This window comes from Streptomyces sp. NPDC051183, from assembly GCF_040682455.1.
Taxonomy (GTDB): domain Bacteria; phylum Actinomycetota; class Actinomycetes; order Streptomycetales; family Streptomycetaceae; genus Streptomyces.
Genome location: NZ_JBFBBA010000018.1, coordinates 1 through 15,960, shown reverse-complemented (window position 1 = coordinate 15,960; position 15,960 = coordinate 1). Strand labels below are relative to the sequence as shown.

The window sequence follows — 15,960 nt, the reverse complement described above, 5'->3', positions numbered from 1 at the left end:
GGGCAGCGCGCTGCGGGCCGCGGGCTTTCGGATCCCGGCGGCGGTCAGTGCTCCTCGCCCGCGATGAGGAGTTCGCCCACCGCCTCCCTGAGGACGGCGCGGGCCGGAGCGGGCATCCCCGCGTCCGTCACGAACCAGTCGGCCTGGTCCAGCCCCGCGAAACCGCTGAGCCCGACCACCCCCCACTTGCTGTGGTCGGCCACGACGGCGACCCGCCGCGCCGAGGCGACCAGGGCCCGGTTGGTCTGGGCCTCCGTGAGGTTGGGTGTGGTCAGCCCGGCTCCTTCCGCCACCCCGTGCGCGCCGAGGATCAGCAGGTCCACGTGGAGGGATCCGATCACCAGGTCCGCGACCGGGCCGACCAGTGCGGCCGAGGGGGTGGGGGTGCCGCCGGTGAGCAGCAGGGTGGGGGCCGGGGTCCCGCCGTCGCGGCCGGCGGCGCGTACCAGGGCGGCCACCGGCAGGGAGTTGGTGACGATCGTGAGCCCCGGGACGCCGAGCAGCCGGGCGGCCACCGCGTGCGCGGTGGTGCCGCCCGAGAGCGCGACCACGCTGCCCGGTTCCACCAGGGTCGCCGCCGTTGCCGCGATGGCGGCCTTGGCGGCCCCCTCCAGGTCGGACTTGGCGTCGAACCCGGGCTCGTGGCCGCTGGCCCCGGCCCCGGCGGTGGCGACGGCTCCGCCGTAGACCTTCTCCACGGCGCCGCGCCGGGCGAGGGCGTCCAGGTCGCGGCGGATCGTCATGTCCGATACGCCGAGCTGTCCGACCAGGTCCGCCACCCGTACCGTGCCGTCGTGCTGGATCGCGGCGAGGATGAACGCGCGTCGCTGATGGGCCAGTTGTGCAGCCTGCTCGGCCACGATGTCCCTCCCGGGCGTCGGGGAAACGGTCAGAAAGCAACAACATAGCACGCAGTGATTGTCGGATCCTGGGGAATTATTGCTTGGAGCTGTTGATTTGTTTTGGAATCTGTTTAGTCTTGGGGCGTGAAGAAGACCCTCGCGAAACTCGCGGACGGCCGCGAACTGATCTACTTCGACAGCGACGAGAGCGCCGTGCGCGACGCGCCCGACCTGCGCCCCCTGGACCGCGTGCAGAGCCACCCGGAACTGCGGCGCGACGAGGCCACCGGCGACTGGATCACGATCGCCTCCCACCGCCAGGGCCGGACCTACCGACCGCCCGCCGGCGAGTGCCCGCTCTGCCCCTCCCGGGACGGCCGGCTCGGCGAGATCCCCGCCGCCGACTACGAGGTGGCCGTCTTCGAGAACCGCTTCCCCTCCCTCGCGGGCGAAGCCGGACGCTGCGAGGTCGTCTGCTTCACCCCCGAGCACGAGGCCGGATTCGCCGACCTCACCCCGGCCGCCGTCCGCCTGGTCCTAGACGCGTGGACCGACCGCACCGCGGAACTCTCCGCCCTCCCGGGCACCGAGCAGGTGTACGTCTTCGAGAACCGGGGCGCCGAGATCGGGGTGACGCTCTCCCACCCGCACGGCCAGATCTACGCCTTCCCCTTCGTCACGCCGCGCACCGCCAAGATGACCGCCGCCGCGGCCGCCCACCGCGCCACCACCGGACGCAACCTCTTCGAGGACCTGCTGACCCGCGCCCGCGGCGCCACCGAGCGGGTGGTGACCGCCGGGGAGCACTGGACGGCCTTCGTGCCGCACGCCGCCCGCTGGCCGTACGAGGTACACCTCTACCCCCACCGCCGCGTCCCCGACCTGACCCGCCTCACCGAGGCCGAGCGCGCCGAGTTCCCCGGCATCTACCTGGACCTGCTGCGCCGCTTCGACCGGCTGTTCCCCGTACCGGACCGGCCGCAGGGGCCGCCCCCCACGCCGTACGTCTCCGCCTGGCACCAGGCGCCCCGCACCCAGGGAGCCGAACTGGCCCTGCACCTGGAGCTGTTCACCATCCGGCGGACTCCCGACAAGCTCAAGTTCCTCGCCGGGACCGAGTCCGGGACGGAAGCCTTCATCAACGACGTGGGTCCCGAGACGGCCGCGCGGCGACTCAGGGAGGCCCTGTCGTGAACCGGACGCACCCATCGGACGACGACAGCCGGGCGGCCCGGGCCGCGGACACCTTCCGGCAGATCTACGGCGACTCCCCGGACGGGGTCTGGGCGGCACCGGGCCGGGTCAACCTCATCGGCGAACACACCGACTACAACGACGGCTTCGCCCTCCCGATCGCCCTCCCGCAGACCACCCTGCTCGCCGCCCGCACCCGTACGGACGGGCGACTGCGGCTGCACAGCGCGCAGGGCGACGGCCGGATCACCGAACTGGCGGTGGCGGCGCTGGCCCCCGGCGCCGTCACGAGCTGGGCCGCCTACCCGGCCGGCGTGGTCTGGGCGTTCGCCGAGGCGGGACACGCCGTCGGCGGCGCGGACCTCCACTTCGACAGCACGGTGCCCACCGGCGCCGGCCTCTCCTCCTCCGCCGCGCTGGAATGCGCCGTAGCCGTCGCCTACGACGAGCTGTACGGACTGGGGCTGACCGGGGCCGAACTGGCCCGGACCGCCCAGCGCGCGGAGAACGGCTTCGTCGGCGTCCCCTGCGGAATCATGGACCAGATGGCCTCCGTCTGCTGCACCGCCGGGGCCGCACTCCACCTCGACGCCCGCACCCCGGAGCGCCACCTCCAGGTCCCCTTCGACCTGGAGGGCCAGGGACTGCGGCTGCTGGTGATCGACACGCGGGTCACGCACGACCTCGGGGACGGGGCGTACGCCGCCCTGCGCACGGGCTGCGAACGCGCGGCCGCACTGCTCGGCCTGCCCGCCCTGCGCGACCTGCCCGCCGGGAAGCTCCCGGAGGCCCTGAGCGCCCTGCCGCAGGAACTCGTCCCGCTGGTCCGCCACGTGGTGACCGAGAACGCCCGGGTCGAGGAAGCCGTCTCCCGGCTGCGGAAGGGGGACGCGGCCGCACTCGGCCCGATCCTCACCGACGGCCACGCCTCGCTCCGCGACGACTACCGCATCTCCTGCCCGGAAACCGACCTAGCCGTGGCAGCCGCGCTGCACGCCGGGGCACTGGGCGCCCGGATGACGGGAGGCGGCTTCGGAGGCTCCGTCATCGCCCTGGTGCGAGCCGGGCGGGAAGGCATGGTGGGCGAGAGCGTCACGGCCGCCTTCGGAGCCGCCGGCCACCGCCCCCCGCGCACCCTCACGGTCACCCCCGCCGCGGGCGCCCGCCGCGTCGAGCCGGCACCCGTGCGCTAGTGCCGTGACCGGAAAGGTCCACCGGGTCGCGCCGCCCCGGCACGGCACCAGCCGGGGCTGCCGGGCAGGGGCGCACAGCCCGCTGCCCGGCAGTGCCTCACGCGTTCGGCGCTGCGGTGTTGCGCAGGTACGGCAGCCGGGCCAGGGGCGCGTCGATCCACACCGTCGCCGGGCCCGCGTACGACCGGCCGTCGTCGGCCAGCCAGGTGCCCGGCGGGATGCGGACCTCGCGCCCCGCCGAGCCCTTGGTCACCACCGGGGCCACCATCAGGGTGTCGCCCAGCATGAACTGGTCGGTGACCGCCGCGTAGCCCTGGTGGGGGAAGACCCACTCAAGAGGGCGTTGGATCGGCTCGCCCGTGGCCGCGGCGTGCTCGGCGAGCGCGAGGATCTCCGGGGCGAGCTCGGTGTGGAGGCGGGCGGCCGCGCGGACGATCGCCAGGCCGTCGGCCGAGAGCACGCGCCACGGCGCCGTGGAGAACTGCATCATCGGGAACAGCGCGGCGATCTGGGCGTAGCGGACGAAGAGTTCCTCGTCGAAGCCCTCGCCGTCCTCGCCCGGGACGAAGCGGAACTCGCCGCCGCCGATCATGTCCGGACAGGTGAACGCGTGGCCGGTCACCCCCTGGGCCAGGGCGTTCGGGATCAGGCTGTCCAGCCCGAACCGGCCCTCCCACAGGTGGTACTTGTCCTGCTGGCGCTGGGCGAGCGGCAGGCCCGCGGCGCGCCAGGCGTCACGGAACTCGTTGAGCGGCCAGTCGACGCCGAAGCGGTTCCACGCATGGGTGTACGCCTCCGGGTCCGCGCAGCCGAGCGCGCGCCACCAGGGCGCGTCGCCGCCGTCGAACTTGAACCCGTCGATGCCGATGTCGTCCCGCAGGGCCTCCAGACGCCCGGTGAGCCAGGCCCGTGCCCGCGGATCGAGGAGGTCGAGCCCGGCGCTCCAGCCGTTCCACCACCGGGCGACCTTGGCCCGCCCCTGCGCGCCGGGACCGGTGTCGCGGACCAGCAGGCCCCGGTCGCCGAGGTGTCGCGCGGTGGGGGAGTCCGGTGTCACGTAGGGGACGAGCCACAGCATCACCTTGAAGCCGAGCTGGTGGAGCCGGGAGACCATGGCCGCCGGATCGGGGAAGCGGCCGGGGTGGAAGGTCCAGTCCCCGTAGTCGTTGCTCCACCGGTCGTCGATCATCAGCACGCCGGGCGGGAAGCCCTCCGCGAGCAACCGCTCCGCGTACGCCAGCACCTTCGCCTGGGTCGGCTCGAACACCGTCTCGATCCACAGGTTGTACTGCGGTGCGCCGAAGAGGAGCGGGTCGGGCATCGTGCCCGACGGCGGGTAGTGGCGGGCCATCGCGTCGCCGTACGCCCCGCGCAGGGTCCCGTGCCCCTCGCCGTGCTCGATGACCGCGTGCGCCTCGTGCGCGTGCGCGGTCAGCAGCCCGTCGGCGATCGTGAAGGTGAAGGTGTGCTCGCTGTGCACCCAGCGGCCGCGGTCGGAGAGCAAGAGCGGCATGCCCTGGTTGGCCAGCACGTCGCGCAGGTCGAAGGTGTAGCCGTCGGGGTAGGGCATGCGGCGGCCTTCGGCGACCGCTCCGCCCCACCAGTGTTCCCCGTCGAGGAGGGGGAGTTCGAGTGTCGTCATGCCTGTGGGGTTCCTCCTCGTGGGCGGGCCGGAGGGTCTGGGGCCCGGCGGCCCGCCGCCGTACGGAATGGAGCTGCGGACTCGTGGAGCTGCGGACTGCGGACTACTTGACGGTGAAGCCCTGTTCCTTGCCGTAGGCCTTCAGCCGTTCCTGCCAGGTGGCCAGCGCGCCGGGCAGGTTCCCGCCGGGCTGGAGGGCCTGGCCGACGGAGTCCTTGAAGACGCTGTTCGCGTACACCTGGAACGGCAGGTACTGCCAGCCGGGCCGCACGGCCTTCGACATGTCGGCGAAGGTCTCGTTCGGCTTGCTGCCGGGGAAGAACGGCACTTGGGCGCCGCGGAAGCCGGGGTCGTCGAGCAGTACCTTGGTCGCGGGGAACAGGCCGACTTCGGAGTTGAGCGACTTCACGGCCTCCGGGTCGGAATTGAGCCACTGGGCGAAGGCGACCGAGGCCTCCTTGTTCTTCGCCTGCGTGGTCACCGCGACCGACGAGCCGCCGTTCTCCGCGCTGACTCCGCCCGGCATGGGGGCGACCGACCACTGGCCCCTGCTCTGCGGGATGTTCTGCTCCAGCACGGCGGGCGCCCAGGCGCCGGCCAGCCAGGTCGCGTACCTTCCGGAGGCCATCGACTTCCACCACTCGTCGTTCCAGCTCGCGGTGGAGTCGACCAGCTTGTTCTCGATCATCGGGCCCCAGGTGTCGGCGTAGGCCTTGGCACCGGGGTCGTCCTTGAGGTCGACGGTGACGTCGGTGGCGCCGTCGACGGTGTACGGCTTGCCGCCGAAGTCCCAGATCAGGCTGTTGGAGGTGCCCGCGTCACCGGGGTCGACGTACGTGATCCGGACGCTCGGATCGATGTCGTGGATCTTCCTGGCCAGCGCGCCGTACTCCTCCCACGTCTTCGGAGGCGTCGCGCCGAACCGGTCGAGGATGTCCTTGCGGTAGAACATCGCCATCGGGCCGGTGTCCTGGGGTATGCCGTAGACCCCGCCGGCGACGCTGACCTGGGACCAGGCCGACTCGGCGAACCGGTCCTTGAGACCGGCAGCGCCGTAGTCGGCGAGGTTGACCAGCGACTTGGTCATCGCGAACTGGGGGAGCGCGAAGTATTCGATCTGAACGACGTCGGGGGCGCCCGTGCCCGCCTTGAGCGTGGTCGTCAGCTTCGTGTACTCGTCCTTGGAGCGGCCCGCGTTGACGAGGTTGACCTTGACCTTCGGGTACTTCTTCTCGAACAGCGCGACCGTCTTGTCGATGTTCGGGACCCAGGTCCAGAAGGTGATCTCGGCGGGTTTGTCGAGCGCGGCCCGCACGGCCTCGGGGTCGCCCTTCCGGCCGCCGTCGGAGGCGCCCGATCCGCCGCCGCATGCGGTGAGGGAGAAGGAGAGGGTCGCGACGGTGGCCGCGGTGAGCGTACGGGTGAGAACCGACAGCCGCAGGAACCTGCTCATTGCGAATCCTTTCGTACTGGACGTGCGGAGGAGGGAGGGGGAGAGAGGGGGGAGGGGCGGGCTACTGCTTGACGCCGCCGGCGGCCAGGCCCGACTGCCAGAACCGCTGGAGGAAGAGGAAGGCGACGATCAGCGGGACGATCGCCAGGAGGCTCCCCGTGATCACCAGGGGAAGGATCGGTATGGCGCCGGCGCCGGCGCCGCCCTGCGCGAGCGAGTCCCACTGGCGCAGCCCCACGGTGAGGGGGAACAGCTCCGGGTCGTTGAGCACGATCAGCGGCAGGAAGTAGTTGTTCCAGGTGGCGACGAGCGTGAACAGCAGCACGGTCACGAAGCCGGGAGCCAGCAGGCGCAGCGAGATGGTGAGGAAGATGCGCAGCTCTCCGGCGCCGTCGATGCGGGCGGCCTCCAGCATGGCGTCCGGGACGGCCTCGGCCGCGTACACCCGCATCAGATAGAGCCCGAAGGGGCTGGCGAGGGAGGGCAGGAGCACCGCCCACGGAGTGTTGACGATGCCCATGTCGCTGAACAGCAGGTAGGTCGGGACCGCGAGTGCGGACGCCGGGATCGAGATCGCTCCCATGACGAGGGCCGAGACGGCCCGGCGGCCCACGAACCCGTACTTGGCGAGGGCGTAGCCGCCCATGGTCGCGATGATCGAGGCGCCGCCCGCTCCGACCACCGCGTAGAGCAGGGTGTTGCCGAACCAGCGCAGGTAGATCCCGTCGTCGTAGGTGAAGACGTCCCGGATGTTGTCGAACAGGTGGAAGCCGTCCCCGAACCACAGGCCGGGGGAGTCGAACAGGGTCTGGTTGGACTTGGTCGCGCTGATGGCGAGCCAGACCAGGGGGATCAGCGTGTACGCGAGCATCAGGCCCATCGCCACGGTCAGGGCGGTGGAACTGCCCGGACGGCGGCTGCGGCCGCGGCTGCGCATGCGGCGGGCGGGCCGGGGCGTTGCGGTGGTCACAGCATGCGCTCCCTGCGGCCGGTCGCGCGCTGGACGGCGTACGCGACGATCACGGTCACCAGGCCGAGCAGTACGGCTATGGCAGCCGAGTAGTTGAACTGGCGCCCGTCGAAGGCGAGGTTGTAGGCGTACATGTTGGGCGTGTAGTTGGTGGAGACGGCGGCCGGAGCCAGGGACTGGAGCACGCTCGGCTCGTTGAAGAGCTGGAAGCTGCCGATCACCGAGAACGTCGTGGCCATCAGCAGCGCCGGGCGCAGGGCCGGCAGCTTGATGCTGAACGCCTTGCGGAAGGCACCGGCGCCGTCGACCTCGGCCGCCTCGTACAGCTCCTCGGGTACGGACCGCAGCGCGGCGAAGAAGATCAGCATGTTGTAGCCGACGTACGACCACGTGACGATGTTGCCGATCGACGCGAGCATCCAGCTCCCGGAGAGCAGGTCGGGCACCTCGGTGTGCAGGAGGTCGCCGATCTCGCGGGCCAGGCCGAAGCGGTCGCCGTACAGGTAGCCCCACATGAGCGCCGCGACCACACCGGGAACGGCGTACGGGACGAAGATGCCGATGCGGAACAGCCCCGGCGCGCGCAGCCGCCCGCTGTCGATCGCGAGGGCGGCCACCAGCGCGAGGCCGAGCATGACCGGGACCTGGATCGCGAAGAAGAGTGCGACGCGGCCGAGGCCGGCATGGAACAGGTTGTCCTTGAAGGCCTTGGTGTAGTTGTCCAGCCCGGTGAAGGTCATTCCGCCGATCATGCGCTCCTGATAGAGGCTCAGGTTGACCGAGTACACCAGGGGGGCGACGACTCCGACGGCGAAGACGCAGAGGAACGGCAGGAGGAACGCATGGGCGGTGAGGTTGCGCCGTACTGCGGCTCTCACGGGTAAGACCTCCGATGCATGTTAGCGCCAACATGGTGGCGCGGTTCGGAAGTGTGTCGACAGCCCTCGGCGAGTGTCAAGGCATTTGGCCGACTCTCCTGTCGGACCGTCGGTTCTCTTGTATTTCAAGGGATTTGGGAGATGGCGAAGCCGGCAGCCAGGTGGTCCTGCTGTCCGAAGCAGCTCTGTGACGTGTTGACCTACGCAGCATGTTCGCGCAAACATGATGCCGTTCAGGAAGATGCCCGGACAGCACAGTGCGAGAGGAACTGCACCATGGCGAAGGATGGGCAGCAGCCACGCAAGCCCCGCTCACCGGCCGCGGACCGCCCCCGGCCCCCGTCGATGGCGGACGTCGCGGCCATGGCGGGAGTCTCGGCGCAGACCGTCTCCCGCGTGGTCAACGCGACCGCCCGCGTCGACGAGGCGACCCGCGACAAGGTCGTCCGGGCCGTACACATGCTCGGGTACCGGCCCAACACCGCTGCCAGGGCGCTGGCCACCGGCAAGTTCCGGACGATCGGTGTCATCAGCTTCGACCTCAAGGCGCACGGGAACGCACGCACGCTGGAATCGATCGTCTCCGCCGTGCAGTCCACCGACTACTCCGTCAACGTCGTCGTCCCGCAGGCGCAGACCCAGGAAGCGGTACTGGAAGCGTTCCACCGGCTGAGCGGTCACGCGGTCGACGGGGTCATCGTGAACGAGGCGCAGATCCTGGCCGGTTCGCTGGTCCTCCCCCTGGGGCTCCCGGTCGTCGTCGTCGACGGCGGCGACGGCCACCGCTACCCCGGCGTCCACACCGACCACGCGGCCGGTGCCGAGATCGCCGTGCACCACCTGCTGGCGCTCGGCCACACCACGGTCTGGCACCTGGCCGGCCCGCAGGACTCGCACCCGGCCCGCCGCCGCGCCGAGGCGTGGCAGCGCGTGCTCCGGGCGGCCGGCGCCCCGATCCCGCAGGCCGTGTACGGCGACTGGAGCGCGGACAGCGGCTACCGGGCGGGCCGGGAGCTCGCCGAACGACCGGAAGTCACCGCGGTGTTCGCGGCCAACGACCAGATGGCGCTCGGCCTGGTCCGGGCGCTCCGGGAGGCGGGGCGGCCGGTGCCCGAGGACGTGAGCGTGGTCGGGTTCGACAACATCGCCGAATCCGCCCACTTCCTCCCGCCGCTGACCACCGTGGACCAGGACCTCTCCCGGGTCGGTGCGGCCTGCGTGGACCGGCTCCTGAGCCAGATCGAAGGCGTCCCCTCGACGGACTCCTCCATCGTGTCGGTCATGCCGACCCTGGTGGCGCGCGACAGCGCGGCGCCACCGCGTCGCTGACCGAAGTACCTGAAGGAGCAAGGAAGATGAACTCTCCGGCACCAGACCGTGCCCGAGCCCTCAGTGCGCGACTGGGCGGCCTCGGATTCGGCGGCGACTACAACCCCGAGCAGTGGGACAAGGCCACCCGTGCCGAAGACCTGCGCCTGATGAACGAGGCGGGCGTCAACCTCGTCAACCTCGCCATCTTCGCCTGGGCCCGTGTCGAACCGGCCCGCGACGCCTACGACTTCGGCCTCTTCGACACCGTCATGGACGACCTGGCCGCGCACGGCATCACCGCCGACCTGGCCACCATGACCGCGTCACCGCCCCCGTGGCTCGCCGTCGAGCACCCCGAGATCCTGCCGGTCACCGCCGCGGGAGGCATCCTGTCCCCGGGGGGCCGCCAGCACTTCTGCCCCTCCAGCCCGGTCTTCCGCGACCGGGCCGTCCGCCTGGTCGAAGCCGTCGCCACGCACTACCGCGACCACCCGGCGCTGGGCCTGTGGCACATCGGCAACGAGTACGGGATCCATGTCGCCGAATGCTTCTGCGACGTCTCCGCCGCCGACTTCCGCACCTGGCTGACGGCCCGCTACGGCGATGTCGACGCGCTCAACGACGCCTGGTCCACGGACTTCTGGTCGCAGCGCTACACCTCCTTCGAGCAGGTCCTGCCCCCGCGCGCCGCCCCCACCTACCCCAACCCCTCCCAGCAGCTCGACTTCAAGCGCTTCAGCAGCGACGCGCTGCGCACCTGCTTCACCCTCGAACGCGACGTGCTGCGCCGCATCACCCCCGATACACCGGTGACCACGAACTTCCTCGCCGGGCACAAGGCCGTCGACGTCCACACCTGGGCGCCGGAGATGGACGTACTCGCCCTCGACAGCTACCCGGACCCCCACTGGGAGGCCGCGCACATCGGCGCCGCCCTGTCGTACGACCTCCTGCGCGGGGCGGCCGGCGGTAAGCCGTGGCTGCTGACCGAGCAGGCCCCGTCCGCCGTCAACTGGCGGGCCCGCAACGGGGGCAAGAGCCCCGGCCGGATGCGCCTGTGGAGCTGGCAGGCCGTTGCGCAGGGCGCGGACGCCGTCATGTACTTCCAGTGGAGGCAGTCCCGGGGCGGCGCGGAGAAGTTTCACTCCGGCATGGTCCCGCACGCGGGGTCCGGCACCCGGGTGCACGCCGAGGTGCGCGAGCTGGGTCGCGAACTGGCCCTGGTGCCCGAGCTGGCCGGCACGCGCATCCGCAACGAGGTCGCGGTCATGTTCGACTGGGACAACTGGTGGGCGCTCGAACTCGACTCGCACCCCTCGGACGGCGTGCGCTGCCTCGACCGGGTCCTCGACCACTACGCCCCCCTGTTCGAAGCGGGCGTCGGCATCGACGTCGTCCACCCCTCCGCGGACCTCTCGCCGTACAAGCTGCTCGTGCTGCCCGGCCACTACCTGCTCTCCGCCGAGACCGCCGTGCGGATACGCACCTTCGTGGCGGACGGGGGCTCCCTCCTCGCCTCGTTCTTCACCGGGATCGTCGACGAGCACGACCGCGTGCACACGGGCGGCTATCCCGCGCCGCTCGGCGACGTACTGGGCGTACGGGTCGAGGAGTTCTGGCCGGCCGCCGACGGTGAGGCGGTCCTGCTGCGGGCCCCGGCGGGCGGTGTCCCCGTCCCCGCGCCGGCGTCGCTGTGGCGCGAGGACGTGAAGCTCACCGGCGCCCGCCCCGAACTCCACTTCGCCGGACCCGACTGGGACGACCGCCCGGCGGCCACGGTGCACACCCACGGCCGCGGGACCGCCCGCTACGTCGCGACCCGGCCCGATCCCGTCACCATGCGGGCCATCGTCGACCGCTCGCTCGCCGACGCGGGAGTCGCCCCCGTCGTGCCCGGACTGCCCGCCGGAATCCAGGCGGTGATCCGCCACGGCGCGGACCACGACGTCCTCGTCCTGCTCAACCACACCGAGGACACCTATCAGTTGATGCTGCCGACCGCCCGGCGAGACCTTCTCGACGGCAGGCGGCCCCTCGTCCGCCGCCTGACCCTCGAACCGCGGGGCGTCGCCGTCCTCGGCAGCTGAGGAGCCGAGCGCCCCGTCGCCCCACCACGCACGTCCCCACCCCCCAAGGCATTCGGAGGACACTGTGAGAAGACCCGTACTGCCGGCGATGCTCGCCGCAGCGCTCCTGCTCGGAGCACTCGGCGCCGCCTCCCCGACCCTCGCGTCCACGACCGCGTCCACGACGGCCGCGACTCCCGCGGCGGCCGGCGCCCCGGCAGCCCTGGCCGACTCCTGGCGGCCGCCCCTCAGCACCCGCGGCCGCTACGTCGTCGACGCCGACGGCAACCGCTTCAAGCTCAAGTCCGGGAACTGGCACGGCGCCCAGGGGTCCTGGAGCGGCTCCGGTGACATCAACGACCCGGCCAGCCACCACGACGGCGAGAAGGCCGACCAGATGCCCCTCGGCCTGGACCGCGCCCCGATCCCGCAGATCCTCGCCGGATTCCACGAACTTGGCATCAACAGCATCCGGTTGCCGTTCTCGAACGAGATGCTGCACGACCAGCGCCCCGTCTCCGACGCCTCGGTCGCGGCCAACCCGCACCTGCGCGGCAAGACCCCCCTCCAGGTCTTCGACGCCGTCATCGCCGCCACCACGGCCGACGGCTTCGCGGTGATCCTCAACAACCACACCAACACCTCACGCTTCTGCTGCGGCCTCGACGGCAACGAACGCTGGAACACCAGCCAGTCCACCGCGCAGTGGGAGAACGACTGGATCAACCTCGCCCGCCGCTACAAGGACAACAAGCGCGTCGTCGGCGCCGACCTCTACAACGAGGTGCGCCGCACCGTCACCGACGACGCCAACTGGAACTGGGGCAACGACCACGACTGGTGGGCCGCGTCCCAGCGCCTCGGCGACCGGCTCCTCACCGAGGCGAGCCCGGACCTCCTGGTGATCGTCGAAGGCATCAACTGGCAGGGCATTCCGGCCGACGGACTGCCCCACGGGCGCCCCACCCTCGAACCGGTGCGCACCCTCTCGCACACCCTCGTCGCCTCCGACAAGCTGGTCTACGCGGCGCACTTCTACGGCTACACCGGACCGAACCACACCGGCGCGACCGGCATGGGCGAGACCCACGACCCGCGCTACCAGGAACTCTCCCGCGAGGACCTGTTCGCGACCCTCCGGCGCCAGGCGTTCTACGTCGCGTCCGACACGGGCAGCCACTTCACCGCGCCCCTGTGGATCAGCGAGTTCGGCATCGGCAGCGACGAGGCCAACCCCCAGGCACGAGCCTGGTTCGGCAACCTCGTCGACCACCTGGTCGCCAACGACACCGACTTCGCCTACTGGCCCCTGGTCGGCTGGGCCGGACACGGCACCTGGTCCATCCTCAACTTCGACGCGGCAGGCCGCCGTTCCGGCATCCTCGACGGCGCTGACTGGCGCGCCGCCAACTGGAACCGCCTGGTCACCTCGCCCCAGAAGAGCGGCCAGGTAGCCGTCTCCGCCACCTGGGACATGCTCAACCTCGACCACGCCGACGCGGTCCAGTCGGTGCGCGTACGGACGCTGGGCGACTGGGACACGGGAGCCCGCAAGGGCGCGTGCCCCGACGGACAGCGGCTCGTCGGCCTGGCACACCGCGACGGTCGCGGCCTGTGCACCGACTCCGGGGCCGCCGGCCTCGCAGCCGCCGGCCCGGCGCCGACCGTCGTGACCGACGAGCGTTACGTACAGCAGGGCGACTGGGCGGGCGGCTACACGAAGTACCAGTGCGGCCCCAACCAGTTCATGATCGGCTACAGCGTGCGCGGCCAGGCGGTCTCCGCGGTCCTGTGCGCCCGGGCGGGCCGGACCCTCGCCGCCGGCGGCCGTACCGTCTGGTTCGACCGCGGCGACAGCCGGCCGGCCGGAGCCCCCGGAGGAGAGTTCGCCCACGGCAACTTCAAGGGGCAGTGCGCAACCGACGAGTACGCCGCGGGCATCGCCTTCACCGGAGCCTGGGCCAAGGGCAAGACGCCGGACGCCCTCCTGTGCCGGAAGCTGTAGTGACCATGAGTGACTGAGGCGGAACAGCGCGTCGGGTCGGCCGACCAGCAGGCGGCGCCGCGTGTACCGGCAGACGATGGATCCGTGGAGACACGCCTCCCGGAAGGTCTGCCGGTACAGGTGCCGGATGAATGAGCTCCCGGTCGACGAGCTGATCAGCGGCGCCGCGCAGGCGGCCGGCGGATGGCTGGGTGCGCTGCCGGTCGCCCTGGTGGCCACCAGCGCCGACGGAACGATCGTGCGCTGGAACCAGGTCGCGCAGGAACTGCTCGGCTACGCCCCGCCCCAGATGCTGGGACGCAACATCGCGGACCTCCTGCACCCGGGATCCGACCGCAGCCTGGGCCGCTCCCTCTGGGAAGCCGCGGCCACCGGGCGCGGCGTGATGGGAACGGTGACCGCCTGGCACCGCGACGGACACCCGCTGGAGCTGGAGATCTGGGCCTGCCCGGTTTCCGACCGCAGGCACGGCGCGGCCACGGTCCTGGTCTTCGCCGCCGACGCCCACGCCGCACGCCGTATCCGGGGATCGTCGGCGGTGTGGGACGGCCTGTTCGCCCGCTCCCCGGTCGGCATCGCCATCCTCGACACGCAGCTGCGGTTCCTCCAGGTCAACGCCGCGCTCGAAGCCATGAACGGCCTGCCCGAATCGGCGCACGTCGGACGCAGCCTCGCGCAGATCCTCCCCGAGGTGAACGCCCTCGAAATGGAGGAGGCCATGCGGCAGGTCCTGGAGACCGGGCGGCCGGTCCTCGACCGCCGCCGGGTCGGGCGGACACCGGCTGAACCGGAGCACGACCGCGTGTGGTCGTGCTCGTACGTCCGGGTCGAGGACCCCGCCCGGATGCCGATCGGCGTCATCGCCTCGCTCGTCGACATCACCGAGCAGCAGCGCGACCACGTCGAGGCCGAAGCGGCCCGGCGCCGGCTCGCCCTGCTCAGCGAAGCCAGCATGCGCGTCGGCGCCAGCCTCGACCTGGAGCGCACCGCGCAGGAACTCGCCGATCTCGCCGTGCCCCGCCTCGCCGATGCCGTCACCGTGGACGTCCTGGACGTGCTGGCGGGCGGGGACGAGCCCGGCACGGGGCTGGCCGGCGGGGTCGCCCTGCGGCGCCTCGGCAAGGCCCCGCTGTCCGGATCCAGGGTGACCGACATCCTCGCCCCGCTCGGCCGGACGCTCACCTTCCCCGTGGGCGCCCCCTACACCCAGGCCCTCGCGGCCCGGCAGCCCTTCCTGGTCGCCCGCCTCGACGAGGAGGCCATCGCCCCCGCCGCCCGGCACTCGGCCAAACCCGCCCAACTGCTCGCGACGGGAGTGCACTCGTTCGTCATGGCACCCCTCGTCGCCCGCGAGACGGTGCTCGGCGTCGCCACCTTCTACCGCACCCGTCCGATAGGACCCTTCGGATCCGAGGACGTCACCCTCGCCGGCGAACTCGCCGCCCGCGCCGCACTCAGCATCGACAACGCCCGGCTCTACCACCGCGAGCACGAGACCGCGGTCATCCTCCAGCGCAGCATGCTGCCCCAGCACATCACCCCGCCGCCCGGCATCGAGGTCAGCCACCGGTACCTCCCCGCCAGCGACGTCAACGAGGTCGGCGGGGACTGGTACGACGTACTCGCCCTGACGGGCGGCAAGGCGGCCCTGCTCATCGGCGACGTGATGGGCCACGGCATCGCCGCGGCCGCGGTCATGGGCCGGCTGTCCGCCTCCGTACGGGCCCTCGCCCGCCTGGACCTTCCCCCCGTACGACTGCTGCACCAGCTGGAGGAAGTCCTCGGCGACCTCGCCGAGCCCATGCTGGCCACCTTCCTGTACGTCGTCTGCGACCCGGCCACCGGGCACTGCACCGTCACCCGGGCCGGACACCCGCCGCCCGCACTCGTGCTCCCCGACGGCACGGTCCGGCTCCTCGACACCCCACCCGGGGTCCCCCTGGGCGTGGGGGGCATCGACTTCACCCCCACCGAGATCGACGTACCGCCGGGCAGCCTCCTCGTGCTCTACACCGACGGGCTGATCGAAGCCCGCGGCTGCGACCTCGACGAGCGACTGGCCGAACTGACCCGACTGCTCGCGGACCCGCAGCGGCAGCTGGACCACCTGTGCGACTCGCTGATCACCCACCTCGTCCCGGCGGCCGCCGACGACGACGTGGCACTCCTCGTCACCCGTATCGGCATCTAGGCAGCTTCCTTCGGGTCATCGGATCGGTGGTTGATGCGTTCAGCCGGTCCTACGTTGTTGGCATGGGTTGAACGGGCCGTCGTAAGGTCCAGAGATCCAGAGACACCGGGTATGGCTTTGAGCCGGTTGCCCCTGATGGTTCAGCTCACCTGGCCACCCGGTGTCTCACGACGACTCGACCGCTGATTAGGAGCTGCGGGCCCCTCGGGTGCACC

General features: G+C 71.6%; 11 protein-coding genes. 6 read left to right on the top strand and 5 right to left on the bottom strand.

From position 1 onward, the window contains the following. Positions 1–44: 44 nt before the first annotated feature. Positions 45–860 carry a DeoR/GlpR family DNA-binding transcription regulator gene (locus tag AB0M99_RS17695; RefSeq protein ID WP_365921305.1) on the bottom strand — a complete coding sequence of 272 codons (816 nt, stop codon included), beginning with the start codon at positions 858–860 and terminating at the stop codon, positions 45–47. Between the two features lie 126 nt (positions 861–986). Here AB0M99_RS17695 and galT point away from each other — a divergent pair, with 126 nt between their 5' ends. Further along, complete coding sequence (gene galT / locus AB0M99_RS17690) at positions 987–2,036, top strand: galactose-1-phosphate uridylyltransferase (RefSeq protein ID WP_365921303.1); 1,050 nt, start codon at positions 987–989, stop codon at positions 2,034–2,036. Next, on the top strand, positions 2,033–3,229 hold the full coding sequence (gene galK, locus AB0M99_RS17685; RefSeq protein ID WP_365921301.1) for a galactokinase: 1,197 nt from the start codon (positions 2,033–2,035) through the stop codon (positions 3,227–3,229). The genes galT and galK overlap by 4 nt, the downstream gene beginning before the upstream one ends. Before the next feature lie 97 nt (positions 3,230–3,326). On the opposite strand, the gene AB0M99_RS17680 is transcribed toward galK, so the two are convergent. The 4 genes from AB0M99_RS17680 to AB0M99_RS17665 all read right to left on the bottom strand — a co-directional run bounded on the left by AB0M99_RS17680 (position 3,327) and on the right by AB0M99_RS17665 (position 8,172). Beyond that, the gene (locus AB0M99_RS17680) at positions 3,327–4,871 is read right to left on the bottom strand and encodes a glycoside hydrolase family 31 protein (RefSeq protein ID WP_365921299.1); all 1,545 of its coding nucleotides are present in this window, start codon (positions 4,869–4,871) and stop codon (positions 3,327–3,329) included. A 103-nt stretch (positions 4,872–4,974) separates the two neighbouring features. Then, the gene (locus tag AB0M99_RS17675) at positions 4,975–6,324 is read right to left on the bottom strand and encodes a sugar ABC transporter substrate-binding protein (protein ID WP_365921297.1); all 1,350 of its coding nucleotides are present in this window, start codon (positions 6,322–6,324) and stop codon (positions 4,975–4,977) included. A gap of 61 nt (positions 6,325–6,385) precedes the next feature. After that, entirely contained in the window at positions 6,386–7,261 is an 876-nt protein-coding gene (locus AB0M99_RS17670) for a carbohydrate ABC transporter permease (protein WP_365921508.1), read from the bottom strand. Between the two features lie 29 nt (positions 7,262–7,290). Beyond that, positions 7,291–8,172, bottom strand: a complete 882-nt coding sequence (locus AB0M99_RS17665) for a sugar ABC transporter permease (protein ID WP_365921295.1) — start codon at positions 8,170–8,172, stop codon at positions 7,291–7,293. Positions 8,173–8,448: 276 nt separating this feature from the next. Between AB0M99_RS17665 and AB0M99_RS17660 the strand changes: the two genes are divergently transcribed. The 4 genes from AB0M99_RS17660 (at position 8,449) to AB0M99_RS17645 (ending at position 15,745) form a co-directional block, all read left to right on the top strand. Beyond that, positions 8,449–9,501 carry a LacI family DNA-binding transcriptional regulator gene (locus AB0M99_RS17660; RefSeq protein ID WP_365921293.1) on the top strand — a complete coding sequence of 351 codons (1,053 nt, stop codon included), beginning with the start codon at positions 8,449–8,451 and terminating at the stop codon, positions 9,499–9,501. 26 nt (positions 9,502–9,527) lie between these two features. Then, positions 9,528–11,570, top strand: coding sequence for a beta-galactosidase (locus AB0M99_RS17655; protein WP_365921291.1), 2,043 nt, complete (start codon positions 9,528–9,530; stop codon positions 11,568–11,570). Between the two features lie 64 nt (positions 11,571–11,634). Continuing rightward, complete coding sequence (locus AB0M99_RS17650; protein WP_365921289.1) at positions 11,635–13,554, top strand: cellulase family glycosylhydrolase; 1,920 nt, start codon at positions 11,635–11,637, stop codon at positions 13,552–13,554. 127 nt (positions 13,555–13,681) lie between these two features. Beyond that, positions 13,682–15,745 carry a SpoIIE family protein phosphatase gene (locus AB0M99_RS17645; RefSeq protein WP_365921287.1) on the top strand — a complete coding sequence of 688 codons (2,064 nt, stop codon included), beginning with the start codon at positions 13,682–13,684 and terminating at the stop codon, positions 15,743–15,745. Positions 15,746–15,960 lie beyond the last annotated feature (215 nt).